Origin of the sequence: Neoluteolibacter marinus (assembly GCF_014904755.1) — a bacterium.
Taxonomy (GTDB): Bacteria; Verrucomicrobiota; Verrucomicrobiia; order Verrucomicrobiales; family Akkermansiaceae; genus Haloferula; species Haloferula marina.
Genome location: NZ_JACZFQ010000031.1, coordinates 1 through 23,284, shown reverse-complemented (window position 1 = coordinate 23,284; position 23,284 = coordinate 1). Strand labels below are relative to the sequence as shown.

The window sequence follows — 23,284 nt, the reverse complement described above, 5'->3', positions numbered from 1 at the left end:
CCCCCCGCCGGGGCGGATGCTCGGCGCGGTGAAGCGGCTCGCCGAGTCCGGCGTGACCTTGATTGGCCTGGCCTCGCTGGATGCCGGGGCGCGGCCTTGTTACGACGAGGCGATGGGCAGGAAGCTGGCCGGACTCGGCATGGACATCACGGCGGCAACGCCCAAACAATTCGCGGAATGGCTGGCGACGAAGATCTCCTGACGCGGCTGGCGGCCCAGGCGGCCGCGCTCGATGATCAAGCATGGGAAGCGCTCGCCAGCCGGGGCTTGCTGCGCCGCGCCCGCAAGGACCTGGCGGCCGACCCGGGAGTCGATGTGAACTGCAGCGGGGACCGGGTTCAGGTGAGCGGTGGCGCGTGGCAGGTCGAGTTCGGACCGGCCGGCGTTGCCGCCGGCACCTGCAGCTGCCCGGCGAGCGGCATCTGTCATCATCTGGTGGCGGCCGGCTTGACCCTGGCGGCACGGCATGGAGGCGGTACCGGCAAAGAGGGCGAGGCGAACGTCGGGTCCCCGCTCCCGCAGGCTGACGAGTGGTTGGAGATCGACGGCGACGCGATCCGGCGCTGGTGCGGGGCCGCGGAGTTCCGGGCGGCGGCCGAACTCGCGCGGCAGCAGCTGGCCGGGGTTACCGGACCGCAGGTCCGGTTCCATACCGGGGTGGAATGCCATTTGCCTCACGGCGCCGACCTCGATGGCGTGATCACTTCGGCGGCACCCCGCCACGCGCGGAAATACAAGGCCGCCGCGGTATTGGCCTACCGCGAGGCCCATGGAGTCCAATCAACGCCGGCAACGGCTGACGACATCGCCCCCACGACGCACGACATTTCGCTGCCGGTACAACTTGTCCGCTGGCTGGAAGATGCGGTTGAACTCGGGTTGCAGCATCTGACGGCGCACTCATCCGGCGTGGCACGCGTGCTGGCCATGTCTTGCCGGACCGGCGGCCTGCATCGGCCCGCCCTGGAACTCGAGCGTGTCGCCCAGGGGATCGACTGGCAGCTCGCCCGCCACGCGAGCGCCGACTCGGCGGTGCTTCTTGAGTCGATGGCCAGGCTTCATGCCTTGGCTTCGGCCTTGGCAAGGCCGGGTGCCCATGCCCCCGCCGACCTCACCGGCCGTGCGCGTAGCCGCTATGCGGAGGGCACCGCGCTCGACCTTTTAGGCGTGGGGGTTTATCCGTGGCAAACCGGGTCGGGCTACCGGGGGATCAGCGTGATTTTCCACGACGGCAGCCGCTACCTGAGCTGGAGCGAGGTCCGGCCCAAGGATGTCGACGAAGGGTTCCAGCCGGAACATCGCTATAAGGGTCCCGGACCGTGGGCAGGCAGCGGGACCATCCAGGCGCTTGCCTCCAGCCGGCTGACCTTGAAACAACCGAAGGTGAGCGACGAAGGCCGCCTGGGCTCCGGGGATGGTACCACCGCGGTGCAGGTTCGCCCGGATCTCCCCGGTGACCGCGAACTCCCCGTTCACCGCCGGTGGCCGGAACTCCACGAGGCTCGCCCCGCGACGGCCGGGCTCCGGCGTTCCCAACCGCTCGACCACCTGGTGCTGATCGAGCCGGCGGCGTGGGGCAAACCGGAGTTCGATCAAGTCGAGCAACGACTGCGGCTACCGATAACCGACGAGGATGGCGCGGTGAGCGACGTCGTGCTTCCTTACGACAAACTGAGCGCCGGGGCCGTGGCCTTCCTCGAGAACTTCGATTTCGGCGCGGGAAGTTATCGCCTGCTGGCCTTCGTCAATCCCCGTCACGATGCGGGACTGATGCCGCTGACGCTCTTCGGCGACGGGCGGCGGTGGGACCTGTGGTTCCAGCCGCCACCACCGGCAAACCGGCTCCGTGGATTCGGACGGATGCTGGGAAGCCGGATCGCGGCCTGGCTCGGCGACCACGACGATCCCGCCGCGGCACCCGCGCCGCCGGAGTTCGTCGCATTCCTAAAACCCATGCAATCGGAGCTCCGCGCCAAGGCCGAAAGCGGATTGCACCTGGTCCGGGACCCCGGCCGGCTCGACCGCCTCGCCGCCGATTGCCAACGGGCGGGACTTGCCGAATTGGGAACCGCCCTGATGACGGCTTCATCCTCGCCCGGGCTACTGCGGGCGGTCTACCTGCATCATCTGGCCATCGATCTGGCAGGCGACCGCTGATCTCGTCTCGAACCGGTCTCCCGGCATCGAAGAAGCGGCCCGCGGGAAATCCCGGGGCCGCCGTCGGATGCAGGACGGGCCTGCGGTTTTCAAATCACGGATCTCAGGAAGCCATGTCCTTGAGCTTCTTCAGCGGGCGGACCTTGACGACGGTCGTGGCCGGCTTCGCCTTGAAGGTCACTTCTTCCTTGGTGAAAGGATTGATCCCCTTGCGGGCCTTCACCGCCGGCTTGCGCACGGTGGTGATCTTCATCAGGCCGGGAAGAACGAACTCGCCCACGGCATTCTTCTTCAGGTGGCCCTCGATGATCCCGCCCAGGCTGTCGAGCACCGCACCGACTTGCTTGCGGTTCAATTCGGTCTCGCCGGCGATCTGGTCGAGGATCTGGGTCTTGGAGTAACGTTCTTTAATGGTTGCAGGTTTCTTGGCCATGCGAAGGGAATTCAGGATTCGAACCAGCTTGTCAAGCTAGCCTCTGCACTTGCAGGCGAGAAATGTGCCGGATTCGCCGGAGACCGGGAAAACCAGCGCTTTTTGGCCCCGCTTGCCCCCCTCCAGCCACCCGTCATGGACGCGGAAATGCCGGTCGGACCACGGCGGCGGGCAAGGCCGGAAAGCCAGCCCGTCACGGGCCGTCGCCCTTCTTTTGCTTTGCCTTGCGGCCGGATTTCCCGGGCATCCGGGTGAGGGCGAGTTCCTCGGTCGCCTGTCCCTGGTCACCTTGGGAGCTCATCCAGGCGTCGAGCCGTTGACGCAGGTCGGCGACGACCGGTTCGAGCGACTTGTCGCCGATCAGGTTGTGGCGGTTCCAGGGATCCGCCTCGCAGTCGTAGAGCTCCTCCGCGGGACGGTGCAGGTAGTCATGGACCAGCGCCGCGGCCTGCTTGCCGCCGGCCTCGCCCCGGCGGGTCCAGCCCTGGAACACCTTGCCGCGGGTCGCGGCGTTACGGAAGGTCACGCCGGGCGTGAGGTTGCGGACATAGCGGTAGCGCTCGCCGCGGATACTACGGATTCCGTAGTGAACCGGACCGTTGATGATTCCTTTGGAAGTCTGCAGGCCGAAGACGTGGGTCTTGTGGCTTCCGGTCTCCCCGCGGAGCACGGGCAGGAACGATTTGCCATCGAGATCATCCGGCACCTTCAGGCCGGCGGCTTCGAGGAAGGTCGGGACGACATCGACATACTCGACCATCGCCTGCGACGACGAACCCGGCTTGACCTTTCCCGGCCAGCGGACGACGCAGGCGCTCCTCAGTCCGGCGTCGTAGCAGGTCCACTTCGCGAAGGGGAGATCGTAGCCCTGTTCGCTGAGGACGATGACGAAGGTGTTGTCCGCCAGCCCCTTCGCCTCGAGGGCGGCGAGGATCTCCCCGACCTGGCCGTCGAAGTACGTGATCTCCGCGAAATAGGCGGAGAGCGACTTGCGGGTCGCCGGGGTGTCGGCCTGGATCGGGCTGAGCTTGATCTTGTCCGGCGGGTAGGCCGAGGCGTCGCCCTTGTTGTGCGGGCTGTGGGGTTCGTTCGACGCCGCGACAAGCAGGAACGGCGTGTCCTTCTCCGCGCACTCCGCGAAGAAGGTGCTCACCGCCTTCATGTCGGGATTGTTGTTGCCGCTGTATTCGAAAGGGAACACGGACTTCGGCGCGATGTGGGTCTTGCCCGAAAGGTGGGTGCGATACCCGCCGGCCTGGAGGTAGGTGGCGATGCTCTTCACCCGGTCGTAGGCCATCGTGTGGTTCGGCCAGGCCCCCGACTTCACCGGATAGAGGCCGGTGTAGAGGCAATGCCGCGTCGGCGAACACATCGGTGCCGCCTGGAAGCAGCGGTCGAAGCGCATCCCTTCGCCGGCGAGCTTCAGCAGGTTCGGGGTCTTGGCCTGCCCGCCGTGGAGCTCGAGGTCGCGCCACGTGCAATCGTCGGCCATGATCAGGACGAAGTTCGGTTTCGTCCCCGCGCCGCGGGTCGCGGCGGTCAGGACGAGGAACGCGATCAGGAGGAGTCTCATGGCATCACTTGTTTTTCTTCTTCCCGCCCGGCTTCGGATAGACGCCCACCCGCTTCGCCCACTGGCGCCATGCCTGCGACATCGACTTCACGCGGTCCGGCTGTTCCTGGGCCAGGTTGTTCAGCTCGGTGCCGTCCCCGGAAAGGTGGTAGAGCTCCCACTTCTTCGGCTTGAGGCCGGAGGCCGGGGAAACACCGCGGCCGACCAGTTTCCATTCACCGTCGCGGGCGAAAGCGTTGTCCTCATGTTCGATGAAGATCGGGCTCTTGCGTGCGAGCGGCTTGCCGTCGAAGGCCGCGGTCAGCGAGACCCCGTCGATCGGCAGGATCGCATGCCCCTCGTGGCTGGCCGGGTATCCCGCGCCGGTGACGTCGGCCACCGTGGCCATGACGTCGATCAGCTGGGCGGGCTCGCGGAACCAGTCGCGCCCGCCCTGGATCCGCGCCGGCCAGTGGGCGATGAACGGGGTGTTCGAGCCGCCCTCGTGGGCGAAGTGCTTGTAGAGCCGGTACGGGGTGGCGCAGGCATTGGCCCAGGCCTTGCCGAGCACGGGGTTGAACGACGGCTTGCCCTTGGCCCGGTCCGCGACGGGGTCGCCGTCACCCAGCAGCGGACCCTCGGCACAGGCTCCGTTGTCGGAAAGGAAGAGGATGAGCGTGTTGTCGAACTCGCCGTTCTTTTTCAGCACCGTGATCAGGTCGCCGATCTTCTGGTCGACGCGGTCGATCATCGCGGCATAGGCCGACATGCGCAGCGAGCTTTCGACCTGCTTCTCCTTGCCGACGGTGTCCCAGGCCGGCACATCGGGATCGCGCGGCGACAGTTTCCAGCCGGCCGGGATCAAGCCGGAATCGACCTGCTTCTTGAAGCGCTGTTCGCGGAGCTTGTCCCAGCCCATGCCGAACTTGCCGCGGTACTTGTCCAGTTCGGGGTCGGGGGCGTGCAGCGGCCAGTGCGGGGCATTGAAGGCGAGGTAGAGGAAGAACGGCTTGTCGCCCGCCTTCTCGTTCTCCTCGATGTACTGGATCGCGTGATCGGCGAAGGCGTCGGTGGTGTAGTAGGGACGGTCGCCGGTCGACTTCGGGTCGGTGAGCTTTTCATTCCCGTCGAAGACACTGCGCCAGCCGACCGGGTGGAAGTAGTGCGCGGCGCCGGCGATGGTGCCGTAGAAGCGGTCGAAACCGCGCTGTAGCGGCCAGTCGACCTGGTTCTTGCCGGCGAGGTGCCATTTGCCCGCCATGAAGGTCGCGTAGCCGGCGGACTTCGCCACCTGGGCGAGGGTGACGCAGGAGTCGTTGAGGTTGCCGGCGTAGGCCGGCGGAGTGTTGCTGGCGTCCGGGGCATCCTCGCGGGTCATGTGACCGATGCCGGTCTGATGCGGGTGCAAGCCGGTCATCAGGGTGGCGCGGGTCGGGCAGCACCGGGCGGAATTGTAGAACTGGGTGAAGCGCAGGCCGTTCTTCGCCAGCGAGTCGAGGTTCGGCGTCTCGATCTCCCCACCCCAGCACCCGAGGTCGGAGTAGCCCATGTCATCGACCATGATCAGCACGATGTTCGGCTTTTCCGCGGCAGGCAGCAGCGAGAGCAAGAAGGGCAGAAGGAGCAGGTGTTTCATGAAGGATTGCTTGGGTTCCGGTCGCCGCGGGAATCGTCCGTGAGGAATTGCGGCCGGCATTCGTTGATACAGTGTCCCGGGGGCGGCATTTGTTCCATTCCTTGCGAAACGGGGGCCGTGGTGGCACCGTGCCACCCGCGGACCGCCGCCGGCATTTCCCGTGGTATTTCGCGAGCCCCCGAACCGTTACCGCACCGGGCACCGCGACCGGTTTCATACCCTGCCGACCTGGAGTCCATTTCAATCGCCCGCCACCATTCCCGCCCCGGATGACACAGGATGCCGGAACGCCCGCCGCCAACGTGAAACAAATGGGGAAAGGAAGTCCTGCCGCGCCCGGAGTCCAGACCCGCGCAACCCGTCCCACCCATGATCCGATCCATCCTCGCCGCCATCGCCCTGCTCGCCCCGTGCCTCGCCGCGGACAAGCCCAACGTGCTGTTGATCCTTGTCGACGACCTCAAGCCGACGCTCGGTTGCTATGGCGACGCGGCGGCGAAGACCCCGGCCATCGACCAGCTCGCGGAGCGCGGCATGCGCTTCGACCTCGCCTACTGCAACCAGTCGGTCTGCGCCCCGTCGCGGATCAACCTGATGGCCGGCAGCCGGTCCACCTCCACCGGCATCTACAACTTCGGTGCGGACGTCCGCAAGGTCTACCCCGACGCCGTCACCCTGCCCCAGTGGTTCTCGAAACACGGCTACCAGAGCCAGGCGCTCGGCAAGGTCTTCCACTTCGGCCACGGCAACATCGGAGACCCCGCCTCGTGGGACGTCCCGGTTTTCAAGGACAAGCTCATCGAGTACCTCGAACCCGAGAGCACCGGCGGCAAGCTCACCCGCGAGGAAGCCTACTTCTCGAACCGCGAGCTCAACCGCATCCACGAGCTGCCCCGCGGCGCCGCCTGGGAATCCCCCGATGTCGCCGATGACGCCTATGCCGACGGCCGCGTCGCCAACGAGGCCATCCGCCGTTTGAAGGCCGCCAAGGAGAACCCCGGCAAACCCTTCTTCATGGCCCTCGGATTCGCCCGCCCGCACCTGCCCTTCTCCGTGCCGAAGAAATACTGGGACCTCTACGACCCCGCCAAGCTGCCCCAGCCGGAATTCACCAAGGCACCGGCCGGCGCTCCCGCGCAAGCCGGCAAACACGGCGGGGAAATCGTCAATTTCAAGCCCATCCCGCAGAACGGCAACATCGGCGAAAAGATGCGCCGCAAGCTCATTCACGGCTACTACGCCGGCGCCAGCTACACCGACGCCCAGATCGGCAAGGTCATCGCAGAACTCGATCGCCAGGGGCTCGCCGACAACACCATCATCGTCCTGTGGGGCGACCATGGCTGGCACCTCGGCGACCACGACATCTGGACCAAGCACACCAACTACGAACAGGCCAACCGCATCCCGCTGCTCATCATCGCCCCCGGCGTGACCCAAGCGCACCAGAGCACGAAGCAGCTCGCCGAAACCGTCGATCTCTACCCGACCCTCGCCGAGCTGGCCGGCCTGCCCGCACCCGTCGCGCCGCAGCCACTTGACGGTACCAGCCTGGTCCCCGTGCTCAAGGACCCCGCCGCCCGCGTCCGCGACCACGCCTACCACTGCTACCCGCGGCAGGGCATCGGCCGCGCCATCCGCACTGAGCGCTATCGCCTGATCGAGTGGAAGAAATCCGGCGCGCCTCCCGAGACCGCCGAGCTTGAACTCTACGACTACCAGGAGGATCCCCTCGAAACGAAGAACCTCGCTGAGGACAAGCCGGAGGTGGTGGCGGAGCTCCGCGCCATCCTCGCCCGCCATCCCGAGGCCGCCAAGCGCCGCTGAGCGGGCCCTCTTGTCACCGGTGCCGTGCCCGGGCAGGTTCGGGCCATGCTGCCCCAACCGCCGCCCGACATCGACGCACCGCCGGAAATCCCGGCGTTCTTCCGGGTCGGGCCGTCGCTGTTGATTCCCGCGTCGATCTGCCTCGCCGCGGGAACCATGGTCCTCTCGGAGGCGCTGGGGTGGTGGATTTTCTACGAAGGATTGATAGGAGCGTCGCTCATGGTGTTGCTATTGGGGATTCCCCTCTGGCTTATCGTTCTCGTCGTCGAGTGGTTCCTCGCCTTGGTTTTCATGTCCCGCGGACGCAGGGCCTGGTGGCGAACCACCCTGGTCGTCCTGCCTGCGGCCCTGATCATCCTCGCGGCGCTGGTGAGCATTGCTCGGCTCTATCCCCCGGAACTCCGGGCCCGGCGCGAGCTCCGGCGCCACCTGGGAGGTAGCCTCCCCGCATCGGTTGACCGGGTTCGGCTGCGGTACAGTGGCGGCATGGACCCCTGTTGGGACTTCCAGTTCACGGTGTCACCGGGAGACTACGAGATCATCAAGTCCCTGCACGATTTCGAACCCACGCATCGCAGTTCCCCTGCACTCCGGGCGGAAGGACGGGGAGGTTCATACTATCTCGACTACGATCCCGGGACGGGGCGCTGCCGCTTCCAAGATGTCCGCATCTGACGGCACGGTCCCTGCCGCGCCGGATCATCCCCGTGACACATCGCCGGGATCCTCCCGTAATCAGGGAGCTCTGTTTCCTGATTCACCGATGAAACCCTTCCTTTTCGCCGCGGCACTGGCCGCCACCCCGGTCCTCACGGCCGCCTCGCCGTCGCTCTTGATCGAGGCGGAACAATTCACCCACCCGGGCGGCTGGCAGATCGATACCCAGTTCATCGAGACGATGGGCTCGCCCTACCTCATCGCCCACGGCCTCGGCCGGCCGGTCGAGGATGCGGTGACCGGGGTGAACCTGCCCGCCGCCGCGACCTACACCGCCTGGGTCCGCACCCGCGACTGGTCGGAAGCGCTGGGGCGCGAGGGGGGCGCGGGACGGTTTTCGCTCGAGATCGGTGGCAAGCCGGTCGGCGGCGAACTCGGCGCCGGCAAGGGCGAATGGGCGTGGGAAAAAGCCGGCGAGGTCGAGCTGCCCGCCGGCCGCAGCGAGATCCGGCTGAAGGACCTGACCGGCTTCGACGGCCGCGTCGACGCGATCCTTCTCAGCGCATCCGCCAACACGGAACCGCCGGAGCCGTGTCTTTTGGAAGACCGCATCGCATGGAAGATGCCGGGGAGCCCGGACGGGGTCGAGGACGCCGGGAACTTCGACCTGGTCGTCATCGGCGGGGGCTACGGCGGACTCGGCGCGGCGATCTCCGCGGCGCGGATGGGTTGCAAGGTGGCGCTGGTGCAGAATAGGGACGTGCTCGGCGGCAACGGTTCATCCGAAGTCCGGGTATGGGCGATGGGCGACCTGCCACCGAGCGACTACAAGCTGGCCGACATCATCCGCGAGATCAGCGACCACGCGAAGGCATCGCCGGCGCCCGCGGAGCAGTTCGTCGACGACAAGAAGGAAGCGGTGGTCCGGGCCGAGAAGAACATCACCTTGCTGCTCGGCCACCATGCCTATGGACTCGAGATGGACGGCAAGGAGATCGCCGCCGCCAGGCTGCTGGAAGTGAAGACCGGGCGGATCAAGCGGCTGACCGGAACGCTTTTCGCCGACTGCACCGGCCATGGATTCATCGGCCAGTGGGCCGGCGCCGACCTCGACATGCCCCCCGAGGGACGGATGGGCATGAGCAACATGTGGATGTGGAAACCGGAGCCCGGTCCGCAGCCGTTCCCCGGGCAGCCGTGGATGCTCGAACTGGATGAAAAGGCTTTCCCCTATCCGCAGCGCGGCCACGCCGAATGGTTCTGGGAAGGCGGCTTCGACAATCACCCGATCCACGACCTGGAACAGACCCGCGACTGGAACTTGCTCGCCTCCTTCAGCGCCTGGAACGCGATCAAGAACAACGGCGCCTACGCCAGCCGCGATGCCAATCAGCATGCGAACGCCCGGCTCGAATGGATGGCCTATGTCGGCGGCACCCGCGAGACCCAGCAGCTGCTGGGTGATGTCGTCCTCAACGACGCCGACATCGAGGGAAAACGCGAGTTTCCCGACGGCTGCGTATTGACCACCTGGTCGATCGACCTCCACGTCCCGCATCCGGTCTACACCAAGGCCACGCCGGAGCAGCCGTTCATTTCCAAGGCGATCCACCGCCATGCCGTCGACAAGCGGATCGGCTACCCGATCCCCTACCGCTGCTTCTACTCGCGCAACGTGCCCAACCTGTTCATGGCCGGCCGCAACATCAGCGTCACCCGCGAGGCACTCGGCACCATCCGCGTGATGAAGACGATCGGCATGATGGGCGTCGCAGTCGGACGGGCGGCCGCGATCTGCAAGCTCCATGATTGCTTGCCGCGGGATGTCTATCAAGAGCACCTGGACGAGGCCAAATCGCTCTGGCGCCTGCCCGGTGACAAGCGCTTTGATGGCATGGATGAGCTGCGCGCCACGCTGGATGAAAACACGGCGGCCGCGCGCTGATCCCGGGCGGCGGGCCCGGCGCTGGCTGATCGCCGGATACCGGCTCGGCGTGCTCGCGGCGGTCTTCCTCTGCCTCCACCGCGTTCACGTTTCGCGGATGGAGCGACGCTCGGGCGATCTGGATCCCGCGCAAGTGCTCGCGCAGGTGCAGAGCTTTCTTCCCGCCGCCGCAACGATCGGCTCCCCGTCCGGCGACGACCGGCTTCTTCCGGTCCTCGATGCCGCGGGCGAACCCGTCGGCTGGGTCGCCCAGACCTTTCCCGAATCCGGACCGATTACCGGCTATGCAGGCCCCTCCAACCTGCTTGTCGTCTTCGACAACGACCGCCGGGTTGCGGGAGTCGGGCTGGTCGGGAGTGCCGATACCGCCGGTCACGTCGCGAAGGTCATGGCCGACGGGGGCTTCGTGAATCAATGGACCAGCCGCTCGCAAGCGAGTCTGGGTGCCCCCTCCGAACCGGTCATCGTCAGCGGGGCGTCGCAGACCAGCGAGGCGATGGCCCGCGGCCTGGCAGCACGTTTCGGTGCAAGCGGCATGGACCGGTGGTTCCCGGAAGGAATCGACCTCGAGACGATCCGGCCGTGCTTCCCGGCAGCCGCCGGCGTCCAGGGAACCCGCGTCGTGGCGGCGGACGGGCGCATGCTCGGGACGGTCTTGCGCTCGGTCGACATGGGAGTGGCCGTGCGCGGCTTCCAGGGAATCCAGGACGTGCTGGTCTGCCTCGACCCGGAGGAAAAAACGATCGTCGGTGTGTTCCTGGCGGGCAGCCGCGATAATCCGCCCTACACCCGGGACGTCGGCGACGCGCTGAAGTTCGAAGCACCATTCGCCGGCATGCCGGTCGCCGACGTCGCCGCCCTCGAAACCGGATCGACGGTGATGGTCAGCGGGGCCAGCCGCACGGCGGAAGCGGTCGAGGACACCGTGAAGGAAATGCTGCGCCGGCATTTCGCGCCTCCCCTTGCACCGCCGGATCCCTTCGGTTGGCGAGAAGCCATCGCGCTGTCATGGATTGTGGCCGGCCTGGTCATCGGCCTCGGACCGCTGCGCGGCCGGCCGCGGGTGCGGGCCGGATTCGCGGTCGTCAGCGTCGTCGCCGGCGGCCTGTGGCTCGGCCTGATGACCGGCCAGGACCAATGGATCAAATCGGCGATGCGCGGTTCGGTGGCGGGAGTGGCAATTCCCCTCCTCGCCCTGACCGCCGCCGCCATCGTGATCCCGGCGATCTTCGGGAAAAACGTCTACTGCTCGCAGCTCTGTCCCCATGGGGCGGCCCAACAATGGATGGGCAAGCTGACGACCCGCCGCATCGCATTGCCGCGGAAACTCCACCGCGTCCTGCTCGCCATGCCCTGGACGACCCTCGGCGCGCTCTGGCTGCTTGCCTTCCTCGGATTGTCGATTCCGTTCGCGGACGCCGAGCCCTTTGAAGTCTGGAGCACCGGCTTCATCGCCATGGTGCCGGTGGCGATCTTCCTCGCCGGCCTGGCGCTGGCCACCGTCCTGCCCCAGGCCTACTGTCACTACGGCTGCCCGACGGGTGCGGTGCTGAAGTTCCTCACCAGCGCGCCCGGCCGATGGACGCGACGCGACGCCATCGCCGGTGGCGTCGTGCTGATCGCCTGGCTCACCCGGATTTTCGCATGACCCGCCGCTTCGCCATCGCCGGGGTCGCCGGCACCTTCTTCACCCTCTGGCAAAAGCGCCGGCGCCAGCAGATCGTCCTCACCGGCAGGGCCATGGGATGCGGGTGGAAATTCCTCACTGACGAGCCGGTCGATCAAGAGCTCACCCGGCGGGAGATCGCCTCGGTCATCGAGCATTGGGAGCAAGTCCTCAGCACCTGGCGGCCGGGATCCGACCTCTGCCGCTTCAACCGCGGCGAAGCGGCGACAGGAGACCTGCGCGAGGTCCTCGCCCTCGCGGAGTCACTGTACCATGACACGCAAGGCGCCTTCGATCACCGCCTGCTCGCCAAGCTAACAGACGCCGGCTTCGGACCGGGAGGCAGTGGCATCGACTTGTCGTCGCTGGGAAAGGGCTATGCCCTCGACCGCGTCGCCGAGAGGCTCGCGACCCGCGGGGTGCGCCGCTATGTCATCTCGCTGGCCGGTGAAGTCCGCGCCGGCGAAGGAACCTGGCCGGTCGGCATCGAAGCGCCGGTCATCGGCTCGGGACCGGTCGTGGAAACCGTCGACCTCAGCGCCGCCTCGCTGGCGACCAGCGGCAACGTCCGCCAGTGGAACCGCCGCGACGGCGAGCGGCTGGCCGGTCACATCCTCGATCCGACAACCGGCACTCCCGTGCTGCGGCCACCGTGCAGTGTCAGCGTCATCGGACCTTCCGCCGCCTTGGCCAGCGGTTGGGCCACCGCCTTGTTCGTGCTGGGCCCCGCCGGGACCGATCTAGCAGGGCAACACGGCCTGCGCGTCATTTGGCACGGACGGCCGGATGGATCGCCCCCCGATGGCCCGGCAGGAAAGATCCCCCCTCGACAGCCCGCCAACCCCGTGCAGGACTAGGGCATGAGCAAACTGATCATGGTTTCCAATCGGTTGCCGGTGAAGATCCACGCGGACGGCACCGCCGAGAGGACGACCGGAGGCTTGGCGTCGGCATTGGAGGGAGCGGCCCTGGAAATCGAACAGGTCTGGGTCGGATGGCCGGGTGGAGCGGAGGAGGATTTCGAGGATACGGAAAAGGTCCGCGCCGAGCTGAAGAAATCCGGTGTGGCGCCGGTGTTCCTCACCCAGGACGAGCTCGACGGCTTCTACGAGGGCTACTCGAACGGCACGCTGTGGCCGCTCCTCCACTACATGGTGGAACGGGCCCGCTTCTCCCGCGACTGGTGGGAAGCCTACCGCCAGGTGAACGAGAAATTCGCCGAGGTGATCATGGAAGTCGCCGACGAAGGCGACCAGGTGTGGATCCACGACTACCACCTGTTCCTGGTGCCGTCGCTGCTGCGCGGGCAGAAGAAGGGCCTGAAGGTCGGTTTCTTCCTCCACACCCCGTTTTGCACCAGCGAGATCTTCCGCGTGCTGCCCAACCGGGTGGAGCTCCTCAAGGGCGTGCTCGGGGCGGACGTGATCGGCTTCCACACCTACAACTACCTGCGGCATTTCCGCTCGGCGCTGCTGCGGGTGCTCGGCTGGGAATCCGAAACGGAGGGCATGTGGCACAAGGGCCGCGAGGTCCGCATGGGCGTCTATCCGATCGGCCACAACCATGCCGGGTTCGAATCCGTGATGAGCCAGCCGGATTTCCCTGCAATCCTCGAGAAGCACCGACAGGAGCTTGCCGGCAAACGCATGATCCTGAACGTCGAGCGCCTCGACTACACCAAGGGCCTGCCGGAGAAGCTGGCGGCGATGCGGCGTTTCCTGACCCTCCATCCCGACAAGCGTGACGAGGTCCTGTTCGTCCTGATCGCGGTGCCCTCGCGGCAGGGCGTGAAGGAGTATGACCTGCTGACCGAAGAGGTGCAGCGCGAAGTCGGCGCCATCAACGGCGAGTTCGGCCGGGTCGGCCACTCGCCGATCCAGTTCCTTCACCGCGGCTTCCCGATCGCCGACCTGGCGGCATTCTACGCGCTCTGCGAAGTCTGCCTGGTGACGCCGTTGCGCGACGGCATGAACCTGGTGGCGAAGGAGTTCCTCGATTGCCAGCGGCCGGAATTCTCCGACCGGCCCGGAGTCCTGATCCTGAGTGAATTCGCCGGTGCGGCGCAGGAGCTCTCGCATTCGATCCAGGTGAACCCTTACGACATCGACGACGTCGCCGAGGCCCTCAACCGCGCGCTCGAGATGCCGGACAACGAGCGCCGGTCGCGGATCGACATGATGCAGGGTCGCTTGCGCAAGCAGGACAGCGGGAACTGGGCGCGGCGCTTCTTGAAAGACCTTGAGAAGGTTCCCGACCGCGAGGAGCGGGTGGCCATCATGGAAATGAAGCCGCTGGCCGTCCAACTCGCGGAGGAGGTCCAGGCGGGCCGCAAACTGGGCCTTTTCCTCGACTACGACGGCACCCTGCGGGACTTCGTCGATGTCCCCGATCACGCGGTTCCCGATCCGGACCTGCCGGGACTCATCCGGGACCTCGCGGCGGTCGGGAACATCTCCCTGGCGGTCGTCAGCGGCCGGCCGTCGACCTTTCTCGAAAAGCACCTCGGCGGACTGGGCGCGACCCTGGTCGGGGAGCACGGCTACCGCTGGCTCGACGGCGGCTCCGGCGATTGGCAACTCTTCAATCCCCATGTCAACACCGAGTGGAAGCACTCGATCCGCGAGCACCTTGAACAAGTCTGCCTGCTCACCCCCGGCACCCACATGGAGGAAAAGCAATCCGCCCTGGTCTGGCACTACCGCAAGGCGGATCCCGAGTTCGGCGCCTGGAGGGCACGGGGGCTGCTGGACGAGTTGACGGGCATGGCCGCCAACCTGCCGGTCACGGTCCACCACGGCCAGAAGATCGTCGAGATCTCCAGCCTGCAGGTCAGCAAGGGGGTGGCCGTGGAGCACTTTATCAAGGAATGGAATTGCAGCCTTGCCCTCGTCGCGGGCGACGACCAGACGGATGAAACCATGATTGCCTTGGAACCCGAGGGGGTTGAATTCTTCGCCGTGAAGGTCGGAAAGGGATCCACCCGCGCCACCTACCGCACCGACATCACCGGCATGCGGGTCTTCCTCGAGGCCCTCCGCGACGAACTCCGCCGTTGAAACCTTGAAAGCACCGACGATGAAAATTGACCCGGCCCGGCTGGCCGACGACTACCACTGGGGGATGGTCGGCAACGGCCGCACCTGCGCCCTGATCGATGCCCACGGAAGCATCGTGTTTTGCTGCCTGCCCGACTTCGACTCCGGCACGATCTTCGCCTCCATCCTCGACGAGGAGAAGGGCGGGACCTTCGGGATCGAGATGGTCGACGGAACCGTGACGGGCCAGCACTACGAGCGCCATACCAACGTCCTGGTCACTAATTTCGAAGGCGCGGACGGGGCGTTCGAGCTCATCGACTTCATGCCCCGCTACACGTCCGACGGGCGGGCGGGACGGATGGACGACGTGGGGCCGGACGTGATCCGGAAGCTGCGGCTGGTCAGCGGCAGCCCGCGCATCAAGGTCCGTTACCAGCCGAAGCTCGAGTACGGCCGCGGCGACACCCACGTGGTCGTGGAACCCGACCGGATCAAGGCGACCACTGAATGGGACAGCGGCCACGGGCTGATCTACGAGTCGGTCTACCTGTGGACCGACCTCGACGCCCTCGCCGTTCACGATGGCACCGAGCAGCAGCTCAACGGCGACCGCTTCCTCTTCCTCAGCTACCACGACAAGGTGCAGGTGCCGGACATGGAACTGGTCGAGCTCATGCTCCAGCGCACCCGCGCCTACTGGATGCTGTGGTCGGCGCGGACCCACCTGCCGGTGCAGTACCGCCAGGAAGTGCTCCGCAGCGCCCTGGTCCTCAAGATGCTGCAGTTCGGACCGACCGGGGCTTTCCTCGCCGCCGCGACCACGTCGCTGCCGGAGACCGTCGGGGAGGAACGCAACTGGGACTACCGATTCTGCTGGTTGCGCGATGCCTCGATGACCGTGGCCGTCTTGCACCGGACCGGCCATCCGTCGATGGCCTCGCGCTTCATCGACTGGATGATGCGGACCGTCCCGACCAAGGATGACTCCTTGCAGATCATGTACGGCCTGCGCGGCGAAAAGACGCTCACCGAACGGACCTTGGAACATTTTTCCGGCTACAAGGGTTCCTATCCGGTCCGCGTCGGCAACGCCGCCTATACCCAGGAGCAACACGACATCTACGGGGTCGTCATGGACGTGATCTACCAGGACCTCACGATGCGCCAGCGGACGCCCGAAACCCTGGACCGCATCTGGACCCAGGTCCGGTCGATCGTCCGCACGGTGGGCGCAGCTTGGCGCGAACCCGACCGCGGTATCTGGGAAATCCGCGGCGAAAAGCGCCATTTCGTTTTCTCCAAGGTCCTGTGCTGGGTCGCCATCGACCGGGCGATCAAGATCGCCGACTTGCTCAACAAGACGACCTGGGCGGAGCAGCACCACGCGCTCCTCGCGGAGATCCACGACGACATCTGCAAACGCGGCTGGAACGAAAAGAAGGGCGCCTTCGTCCAATCCTACGGCGTGGAGGACCTCGACGCCTCCAACCTGCTGATGGCGGAATACGGCTTCCTGGAACCGACCGATCCCCGCTTTGTCGGAACGGTCGACTGCACGCAGCGGGAACTTTGCGTCGACGGGCTGATGTACCGCTACCGTAACCAGGACGACTTCGGCGAGCCGCAGAGCGCCTTCACGGTCTGTTCATTCTGGCTGGTGAAGGCCTTGGCCTCGATCAAACGCCGGAGCGAGGCACGGAAGCTGTTCGAGTCCTTGCTCGCCGCGGCCAACGGCCACGGGCTGTTCGGGGAAGATCTCGACTTCAAGACCCGCCGGCACCTCGGGAACTTCCCGCAGGCCTACAGCCACCTGGCGCTTATCGACTGCGCCATGGAGCTATCGAAGGCGGAGGACGACGACATGATCCACGCCTGATCCACCCGCCTCAGCGCATGGTGAACTGACCGGCGATGTAGCCTTCGAGCTGGTGGATCGCGTCCTCCTGCGCGCTGAGCGTCCATTTGATCAGGTCACCCATCGACACGAGCCCGGCCGGACTGCCATTCTCAACGACGGGCAGGTGACGGATCCGGTGCTCGGTCATCAGGCGCATGCAGTCGTCGATGCTGGTGTCGAGTCCCACCGTGACCACCGGCCGGCTCAGGATCTCCTCCACGCGGGTGTCGCGCGAGGTGCGCCCGCGCAGGACCACCTTGCGGGAGTAGTCGCGCTCGGACATCAAGCCGACGACCTCGCCGTTCTCGACGACGATCAAGGCGCCGATGTTTTTCTCACCCATCAAGTGGATGGCATCGAAGACCAGCGCGTCGGGGGTGGTGGTCCAGATGTCACGGCCCTTGGAGCCCAGAATGTTTCGAGTGGTACCGGAGACTTGCATGGAATTTTCTGAGTTGACCCGCTACCCTCTCGCACGCCGGGGGCAGATGGCAAGCATCGTCTCGGCGATGTCCCGGATCGCCGCTTGGCGAAACGCCGGGAAAGAGGCTTGATCGGCGCGCCCGGATGAATCCCGCCAAGCCAACTCCCCGCCTCCGAATCCAGTTGTTTCCCCGTGCGGAATCGGCCGTGCGCTCCGGACACCCTTGGGTCTTCGCCGACAGCGTGAAAGGCCAGAACCGGGAGGGCACCGCCGGCGAGCTTGCGGTGATGTACGACCGCAAGGACCGCTTTCTCGCGGTCGGCCTCTACGATCCCGCCTCGCCGATCCGGGTGAGGATCCTCCACTGCGGAAAGCCGGCGACGATCGACCGCACCTGGTGGTTGGACAAGACCCGTGCCGCCTTGGCGAGCAGGGACGGAACGGTGCTGAACGAACGGACCGACGGAGCCCGTTGCATCAACGGGGAGAGCGAGGGGTTCCCCGGATTGGTGGCCGATCTCTATTCCGGCACGTTGGTGGTGAAGCTCTACTCCGCCTCGTGGCTCGCGCATTGGGAGATCGTTGAAGACGTGTTACGGGAGGTTTTCTCCCCGGAGCACCTGGTCCTCAGGATGAGCCGGAACGTGATGACCGAAGCCGGGTCGAAGTGGGACCTCCGCGAAGGCTACCGCGGCGAGCCCGGCGACGACATCGTGGTTTTCCGCGAAAACGGAATCCGCTTCGAGTCCGCGGTGCTCCGTGGACAGAAGACCGGCTTCTTCCTCGATCAACGGGACAACCGCGCGCGGGTCGAGGCACTGGCCGGAGGTCGCAGCGTGCTCAATGTCTTCAGCTTTTCCGGAGGCTTCTCGCTGTATGCCGCACGGGGCGGGGCGAGCAGGGTGACCGATCTGGACATCAGCGCCCATGCCCTCGAGAGCGCCGCCCGCAACTTCAAACTCAATGCGGATGAGCCACGGATCGCCGTGGTGCCGCACGAAGCGGTGCAAGCGGATGCTTTCGCATGGATCGAGGAGGCGCCGGCGGACCGCAGCTACGATCTGATCGTGGTCGATCCGCCGTCGTTGGCAAAACGGGAGCGCGAACGGGACGGCGCCATCCGCGCCTATCACCGCCTCAACGCGAAAGCCATCGAGCGCCTTCGCCCCGGCGGCATCCTGGTCGCAGCGTCCTGCTCCGCCCACGTTCCCGCCGTGGATTTCATCGGACTGGTCCGCGAGCTGGCCAGGAAGAGCGGCCGGAAATGGAGCGAGCAATGGACGTCCGCGCACGCTGCGGATCATCCCGCGTCATTTCCGGAGGCCGAATACCTGAAAGCCATTTGCTTGAAGATCGATTGATCGCCGGCGGACGAATGCATTGCTACGACTCAACCCGTAGATCCCGCGCGGCGGCGCGATGATGCGTCTTTCGCGAATCTTTCAACTACTCCGCATTTCATTCACACGCATTTTCATCGTCTCTGACCGGGTCCATGAGCCGAGGGCATGCCGCACGGAATTGTCACCACAACTGCACTGAATCCCGGATGCGGGCACGTATGTTGCTCACGAGTTCGCATCACCCGACCCACATATCGATGAACCAGCGACACGAGCCCTCCCCGCTCCCCGACTCCGTTTCATTGGCACCGGAGCTCATTTTCACCGATGCTTGGAATGCCCGGGAAGTCTCCGCCCTGATCCGCTCGAAATGCGATCATGGGAAAACCCCGGCCTTCCTATTCATCGGCAGGAAGGAAACCGCGCTGCTGCGCGAGCACCTTGCCGAAGTGTTCGGCATCGAGTCCGTCACCACGCTCCACGACACCTACTACATGGGCCTCGAAGTCGTTGAAGTCGGCTGCGAAAGCTTCTTCCTGACCGGCGGCCGCAAGGCGGCTCGCACGCTCCAGGGTCCCGTATCACGGCGCCCCGCCCCGCGGGACCCGGAGACGGAAGACCTGTGGCGCTTCCGGGTTTGATTTCCTCCCCCCTGGGTGGCCACCGCCCCGCCCGTCCCTCCGGGTGGGCGGGGCGACGGCGGCCCGTCTCCGGCTTCGCGCCGTGCACCGAATCCCCTGCAAATCCGCCGATGTGGTTGTCGCCGCGAATGATTGCGTCTTGAATGGCAGCGCAATGAACGAAAATGTCCGCCACGCTGCTCTCCTCGCCTGGGTTGAGGAAATGACCGCTCTCTGTCAGCCCGCTGCCGTCGAGTGGTGTGACGGCTCGCAAGAGGAATGGGATCGCCTTACCCGGCTCCTTTGCGATCAAGGCACGTTCACCCGCCTGAATCCCGAGAAGCGGCCGAACTCTTTCCTCGCCCGTTCGACCCCGTCGGATGTCGCCCGCGTCGAGGACCGGACCTTCATCTGCTCGCGCCGCAAGGGCGCCGCCGGATCCACCAACAACTGGATGGATCCCAAAGAGATGAAGGCACTGCTGCGCCCCAAGTTCAGCGGCTGCATGAAGGGAAGGACGATGTATGTGATCCCCTTCTGCATGGGCCCCCTCGATTCGCCGCTCGCGAAGATCGGGGTCCAGGTCAGTGACAGTGCCTACGTGGTCGTCAACACGCGCATCATGGCCCACATGGGCAAGAAGGTGCTCGATCGGCTGGAAGCCGAGGCAGCCGGGGAGATCGACAACAAGCGGGACGGCCACGGCCATTTCATCCCCTGCCTTCACTCGGTCGGCGCTCCCCTCGAACCCGGGCAGCAGGACGTCCCTTGGCCGTGCAACGAGGACAAGTACATCTGCCACTTCCCCGATACCCGCGAGATCTGGTCCTATGGGTCCGGGTATGGCGGCAACGCGCTGCTGGGCAAGAAGTGCCTCGCCCTGCGCATCGCCAGCAACATCGCCCGCGAGCATGATTGGATGGCGGAGCACATGCTGATCCTCGGCCTGACCGCCCCGTCCGGCGAAAAGACCTACGTTTCCGCCGCCTTCCCAAGCGCCTGTGGCAAGACGAACCTCGCCATGATCGTGCCGCCCAAGTCCTATGCCGAGGCGGGCTGGAAGACGACGATCGTGGGCGACGACATCGCCTGGCTCTGGCCCCACGAGGACGGCCGCCTTCACGCAATCAACCCGGAAACCGGTTACTTCGGCGTCGCTCCTGGCACTTCCTACGACACGAATCCCATCGCGATGGATTCGATGAAGGCCAACACGATCTTCACCAATGTCGGACTCACCGATGACGGCGACGTTTGGTGGGAGGGCCTCACGAAGGAGCCGCCGGCGCACCTCATCGACTGGCAGGGCAACGACTGGACGCCAGATTCGGGAACCAAGGCCGCCCACCCGAACGCGCGCTTCACCGCTCCCGCGTCGCAGTGCCCCACCATCGATCCCGAATGGCAGAATCCCGATGGCGTTCCCATTTCGGCGATCGTCTTCGGAGGGCGGCGCCCGACCACCATGCCGCTCGTGTATCAGGCCTTCAATTGGTCGCATGGGGTTTACGTCGGTGCGACCATGGGCTCGGAGGTGACCGCCGCGGCCATCGGCCTCAAGGCAGGTGTCCGCCGCGACCCGATGGCGATGTTGCCGTTCTGCGGCTACAACATGGCGGAATACTTCCACCATTGGCTCGACATGCGCGGATTGGTGAAACACCTGCCGCGATTCTTCCACGTGAACTGGTTCCGCAAGGATGCCGACGGGAATTTCCTGTGGCCAGGTTTCGGCGAAAACATGCGCGTTCTCGAATGGATCGTGAATCGCTGCAAGGGCCGGGTCGCCGGTCACGAAACACCGATCGGATGGACACCGGAATGGCAGGACTTCAACGCCGAAGGTCTCGATGGCTTCGACAAGGAGAAGTTTTCAGCCTGCATGGCCTACGATCCCGCGGAGTGGAAAGACGAAATCATCAGCCAGGGCGAGCTATTCTTGAAACTCTACGACTTGCTGCCGAAGGAGATCGTCTTCCAACGCGAACTCTTGGCCGCAAGGCTGGCCTGAAGCATTTGGGCGCACTTCAGCGCCACCTCAACGGGGTGGGGCCGAAGCGATGCCGGCGCCATGCGGCGACGCCACTGTAGCCAGGGTCTCCGCTACAAGCAGCCTGGCTGGCACCAGTCCAACGATAGACTAACGATTGGGCACCATCGAATAGAGGGCCATGGTCATGCAGTAGGCCTCGTCGGCGCGCATGGTTTTCTTCTCATGCCCTTCGCCCCAGGAATCCGTGTACATGATCATCTCGGTTTTCGGGTTGTAGCCGATGATCAGGCGCATGTGGCCACCGTACGTCTGGGGAAGCCCCTCCTCTTTAAACATGCCGAGGTAGAGGGTCCAGCAAAGCGGAATCCCTTGGTCGACGTATTCCTTGATCTTGCGGTTGAAGTGGTCGTAGCCCCCTTGTGAGCGCTTCATCTCGCGGAAGGTCTCCTTGTTTGCCACCGACCAGAAGTGCCGCGGATTGATGTAGTACTCATCCGGATCCAGATCGAAGGTCCGAACCTTGGCGGCCTTCGCGGCGCGATTGTAGCCCCGGATGTCCTTCTCAAGCTGCCGATCGTCGTAGTCGATGTGCTTGAGGGTCCGAAGATGGATTTTCCCGGTGACTTTCTGGAACGCCTTTTCCATGTCGTCGCCGGAGGTCCCGCTGTCATCGGTATCCGCGATCTGCGCCATCTCATGTTGATCGATGTCCGCTCCGAAGTAGCGTGCAACACGCTCGATGGTGGCAACCACGCAGTAACCCTTCTGGCCCTGGTCAACCATCGGGATGCCACTCACGTAGGTGAAGCCCTTGTCGTCCTTTTTGACATTCTCGGCGAAAGTCCCGCGACGCGCCATCCGGCGGGGTTCATTCTTGGCCGCTGAAATGGAAGCGAAGCGCAGACGGATGAATTCGACCCGATCATCGGATTTGCTCACACTACCCTCGAGCAGGACCGCCGTGTCGCCCTTCCGCCACATCCATCCTTGGAGTGCGACCGCGCCACGACTGTTCCTGACCTCGGATCGGACCTCCAGCTTGTCGTCGAGGAGCCGCTTCCACTCATCCAGCCGCTGGGTGTAATCACTCAATCCAATTTCGCCGTCGTCCCCGCGATTGTAGACAGAAACCGTCGCATCGGTGGGTTTTCCGTCGGTTCCACGGATCACGACTTCTCCTACTTTTTCACCCAGCAGTTCGTAGCTATTCGGATCGGCCCGCAATCCGTTCTTCGCCCCGGAGAGCCATGTCAATCCTTCGGGACGCTTCTTGCCCAAGGTGATTCCCTTCTCCTTGAGTTGCTTCCGCAGCTCGGCGTCGCCTTCCTCTTCCTCGGGATCGGGACTCTTGAGGTCCTCGAGGTTCTTGGTCCAGAGCGCTTCATCGAAGACGATTCCATCAAGGGATGCTCGGTCCTTCTCCTTGGGTGCTGCATGGCCCGACAGAGTCAGCAGCCCGACGATCAGAGGGATGGCAATTTTCATAAGTCCAATTTTCATAAAATTCCTGATGGGTTGTCCAATGATTGTTGCATGAAGTTTTTGTTAAGAGAACTTCATCTCCACGCGGCGAACCTAAGCAATTGTCACCGATACTCATGTTCCGCACAGCGTTTGATTGTCCTGATTCCAGAGAGGAACCGGCTTCCTGGACGTCGGTGCATGCAAACGCATTTACGAATTCGGTGCTCATAGGTGATCACTTGAATCGCCGAACATCACTGTTCGGACAAATTGCATGGGAAGCTCGAGGAGGGCTCTCCTCAAACGCGCGCAGCTGAGAAAGCAGGCGCTGCCTCCAGGAAGAGCATCTCTACTTCATTTCACTCGCATTGCTTCCGTGAGTGACCTTCAGCTTCGGCTCCGAGGAGGGTCCGGCCCGATCAACACCGGACACCTCGCCAAGGAACCGGGCGAAGCCCGGTTCCGGTAGTGTAAGTTTCACCATCTCGGTCGCCCCGCGTGGGTTGCACCGTGGGTAGCGTGGGTTGCCCCGGGTCCGTTGCCCGCGCCTCCCCTTCCACGCTGCCGCCACGAGGACAAAAAAAGAGCCCGGCACCTTCATCTCTGAAAGTGCCGGGCAAATACCTGGCGAC

The 23,284-nt window shown here is 65.1% G+C and carries 17 protein-coding genes; 12 read left to right on the top strand and 5 right to left on the bottom strand.

All coding sequences use genetic code 11. The features are described from left to right. Together IG178_RS08305 and IG178_RS08300 are read left to right on the top strand one after the other, a co-directional pair. Positions 1 to 202, top strand: a 202-nt coding sequence (locus tag IG178_RS08305) for a VWA domain-containing protein (protein WP_193212075.1), incomplete at its 5' end; no start/stop codon positions are given. Next, positions 178 to 2,157 carry a YehQ C-terminal OB-fold domain-containing protein gene (locus IG178_RS08300; RefSeq protein WP_193212074.1) on the top strand — a complete coding sequence of 660 codons (1,980 nt, stop codon included), beginning with the start codon at positions 178 to 180 and terminating at the stop codon, positions 2,155 to 2,157. The genes IG178_RS08305 and IG178_RS08300, both read left to right, overlap by 25 nt. A 103-nt stretch (positions 2,158 to 2,260) precedes the next feature. Here the strand turns inward: IG178_RS08300 and IG178_RS08295 are convergent, their stop codons facing one another. The 3 genes from IG178_RS08295 to IG178_RS08285 all read right to left on the bottom strand — a co-directional run bounded on the left by IG178_RS08295 (position 2,261) and on the right by IG178_RS08285 (position 5,778). Continuing rightward, a complete protein-coding gene (locus IG178_RS08295) occupies positions 2,261 to 2,590 on the bottom strand; it encodes an HU family DNA-binding protein (RefSeq protein WP_193212073.1) in 330 nt (109 codons plus the stop codon). Between the two features lie 193 nt (positions 2,591 to 2,783). Beyond that, positions 2,784 to 4,163 carry a sulfatase family protein gene (locus IG178_RS08290; protein WP_193212072.1) on the bottom strand — a complete coding sequence of 460 codons (1,380 nt, stop codon included), beginning with the start codon at positions 4,161 to 4,163 and terminating at the stop codon, positions 2,784 to 2,786. A 4-nt stretch (positions 4,164 to 4,167) separates the two neighbouring features. Beyond that, positions 4,168 to 5,778 (bottom strand): arylsulfatase, encoded by a 1,611-nt coding sequence (locus IG178_RS08285; protein WP_193212071.1) that lies wholly within the window; start codon positions 5,776 to 5,778, stop codon positions 4,168 to 4,170. A 369-nt stretch (positions 5,779 to 6,147) separates the two neighbouring features. On the opposite strand from IG178_RS08285, the gene IG178_RS08280 reads away from it, so the two are divergent. From IG178_RS08280 to IG178_RS08250, 7 genes are all read left to right on the top strand, one after another. Continuing rightward, complete coding sequence (locus tag IG178_RS08280) at positions 6,148 to 7,605, top strand: sulfatase (protein WP_193212070.1); 1,458 nt, start codon at positions 6,148 to 6,150, stop codon at positions 7,603 to 7,605. Between the two features lie 45 nt (positions 7,606 to 7,650). Next, the gene (locus IG178_RS08275) at positions 7,651 to 8,280 is read left to right on the top strand and encodes a hypothetical protein (RefSeq protein ID WP_193212069.1); all 630 of its coding nucleotides are present in this window, start codon (positions 7,651 to 7,653) and stop codon (positions 8,278 to 8,280) included. A gap of 88 nt (positions 8,281 to 8,368) precedes the next feature. Then, the gene (locus IG178_RS08270) at positions 8,369 to 10,207 is read left to right on the top strand and encodes an FAD-dependent oxidoreductase (protein WP_193212068.1); all 1,839 of its coding nucleotides are present in this window, start codon (positions 8,369 to 8,371) and stop codon (positions 10,205 to 10,207) included. Next, entirely contained in the window at positions 10,182 to 11,855 is a 1,674-nt protein-coding gene (locus tag IG178_RS08265; RefSeq protein ID WP_193212067.1) for a 4Fe-4S binding protein, read from the top strand. The genes IG178_RS08270 and IG178_RS08265 overlap by 26 nt, the downstream gene beginning before the upstream one ends. After that, positions 11,852 to 12,730, top strand: coding sequence for an FAD:protein FMN transferase (locus tag IG178_RS08260; protein WP_193212066.1), 879 nt, complete (start codon positions 11,852 to 11,854; stop codon positions 12,728 to 12,730). The genes IG178_RS08265 and IG178_RS08260 overlap by 4 nt, the downstream gene beginning before the upstream one ends. Before the next feature lie 3 nt (positions 12,731 to 12,733). Then, entirely contained in the window at positions 12,734 to 14,929 is a 2,196-nt protein-coding gene (locus IG178_RS08255; RefSeq protein WP_193212065.1) for a bifunctional alpha,alpha-trehalose-phosphate synthase (UDP-forming)/trehalose-phosphatase, read from the top strand. A 19-nt stretch (positions 14,930 to 14,948) separates the two neighbouring features. After that, positions 14,949 to 16,787 carry a glycoside hydrolase family 15 protein gene (locus IG178_RS08250; RefSeq protein WP_193212064.1) on the top strand — a complete coding sequence of 613 codons (1,839 nt, stop codon included), beginning with the start codon at positions 14,949 to 14,951 and terminating at the stop codon, positions 16,785 to 16,787. A 10-nt stretch (positions 16,788 to 16,797) separates the two neighbouring features. Here IG178_RS08250 and IG178_RS08245 read toward each other — a convergent pair whose 3' ends face one another. Beyond that, entirely contained in the window at positions 16,798 to 17,250 is a 453-nt protein-coding gene (locus IG178_RS08245; RefSeq protein ID WP_193212063.1) for a CBS domain-containing protein, read from the bottom strand. 125 nt (positions 17,251 to 17,375) lie between these two features. Here IG178_RS08245 and IG178_RS08240 point away from each other — a divergent pair, with 125 nt between their 5' ends. The 3 genes from IG178_RS08240 (at position 17,376) to IG178_RS08230 (ending at position 21,206) form a co-directional block, all read left to right on the top strand. Continuing rightward, positions 17,376 to 18,593 carry a class I SAM-dependent rRNA methyltransferase gene (locus IG178_RS08240; protein WP_193212062.1) on the top strand — a complete coding sequence of 406 codons (1,218 nt, stop codon included), beginning with the start codon at positions 17,376 to 17,378 and terminating at the stop codon, positions 18,591 to 18,593. Positions 18,594 to 18,832: 239 nt separating this feature from the next. Beyond that, positions 18,833 to 19,216: a hypothetical protein gene (locus tag IG178_RS08235; protein WP_193212061.1), complete on the top strand. Its 384-nt coding sequence runs from the start codon at positions 18,833 to 18,835 to the stop codon at positions 19,214 to 19,216. 154 nt (positions 19,217 to 19,370) lie between these two features. Beyond that, complete coding sequence (locus IG178_RS08230) at positions 19,371 to 21,206, top strand: phosphoenolpyruvate carboxykinase (GTP) (RefSeq protein ID WP_193212060.1); 1,836 nt, start codon at positions 19,371 to 19,373, stop codon at positions 21,204 to 21,206. Positions 21,207 to 21,335: 129 nt separating this feature from the next. Here IG178_RS08230 and IG178_RS08225 read toward each other — a convergent pair whose 3' ends face one another. After that, positions 21,336 to 22,673, bottom strand: a complete 1,338-nt coding sequence (locus IG178_RS08225) for a C39 family peptidase (protein WP_193212059.1) — start codon at positions 22,671 to 22,673, stop codon at positions 21,336 to 21,338. Positions 22,674 to 23,284 lie beyond the last annotated feature (611 nt).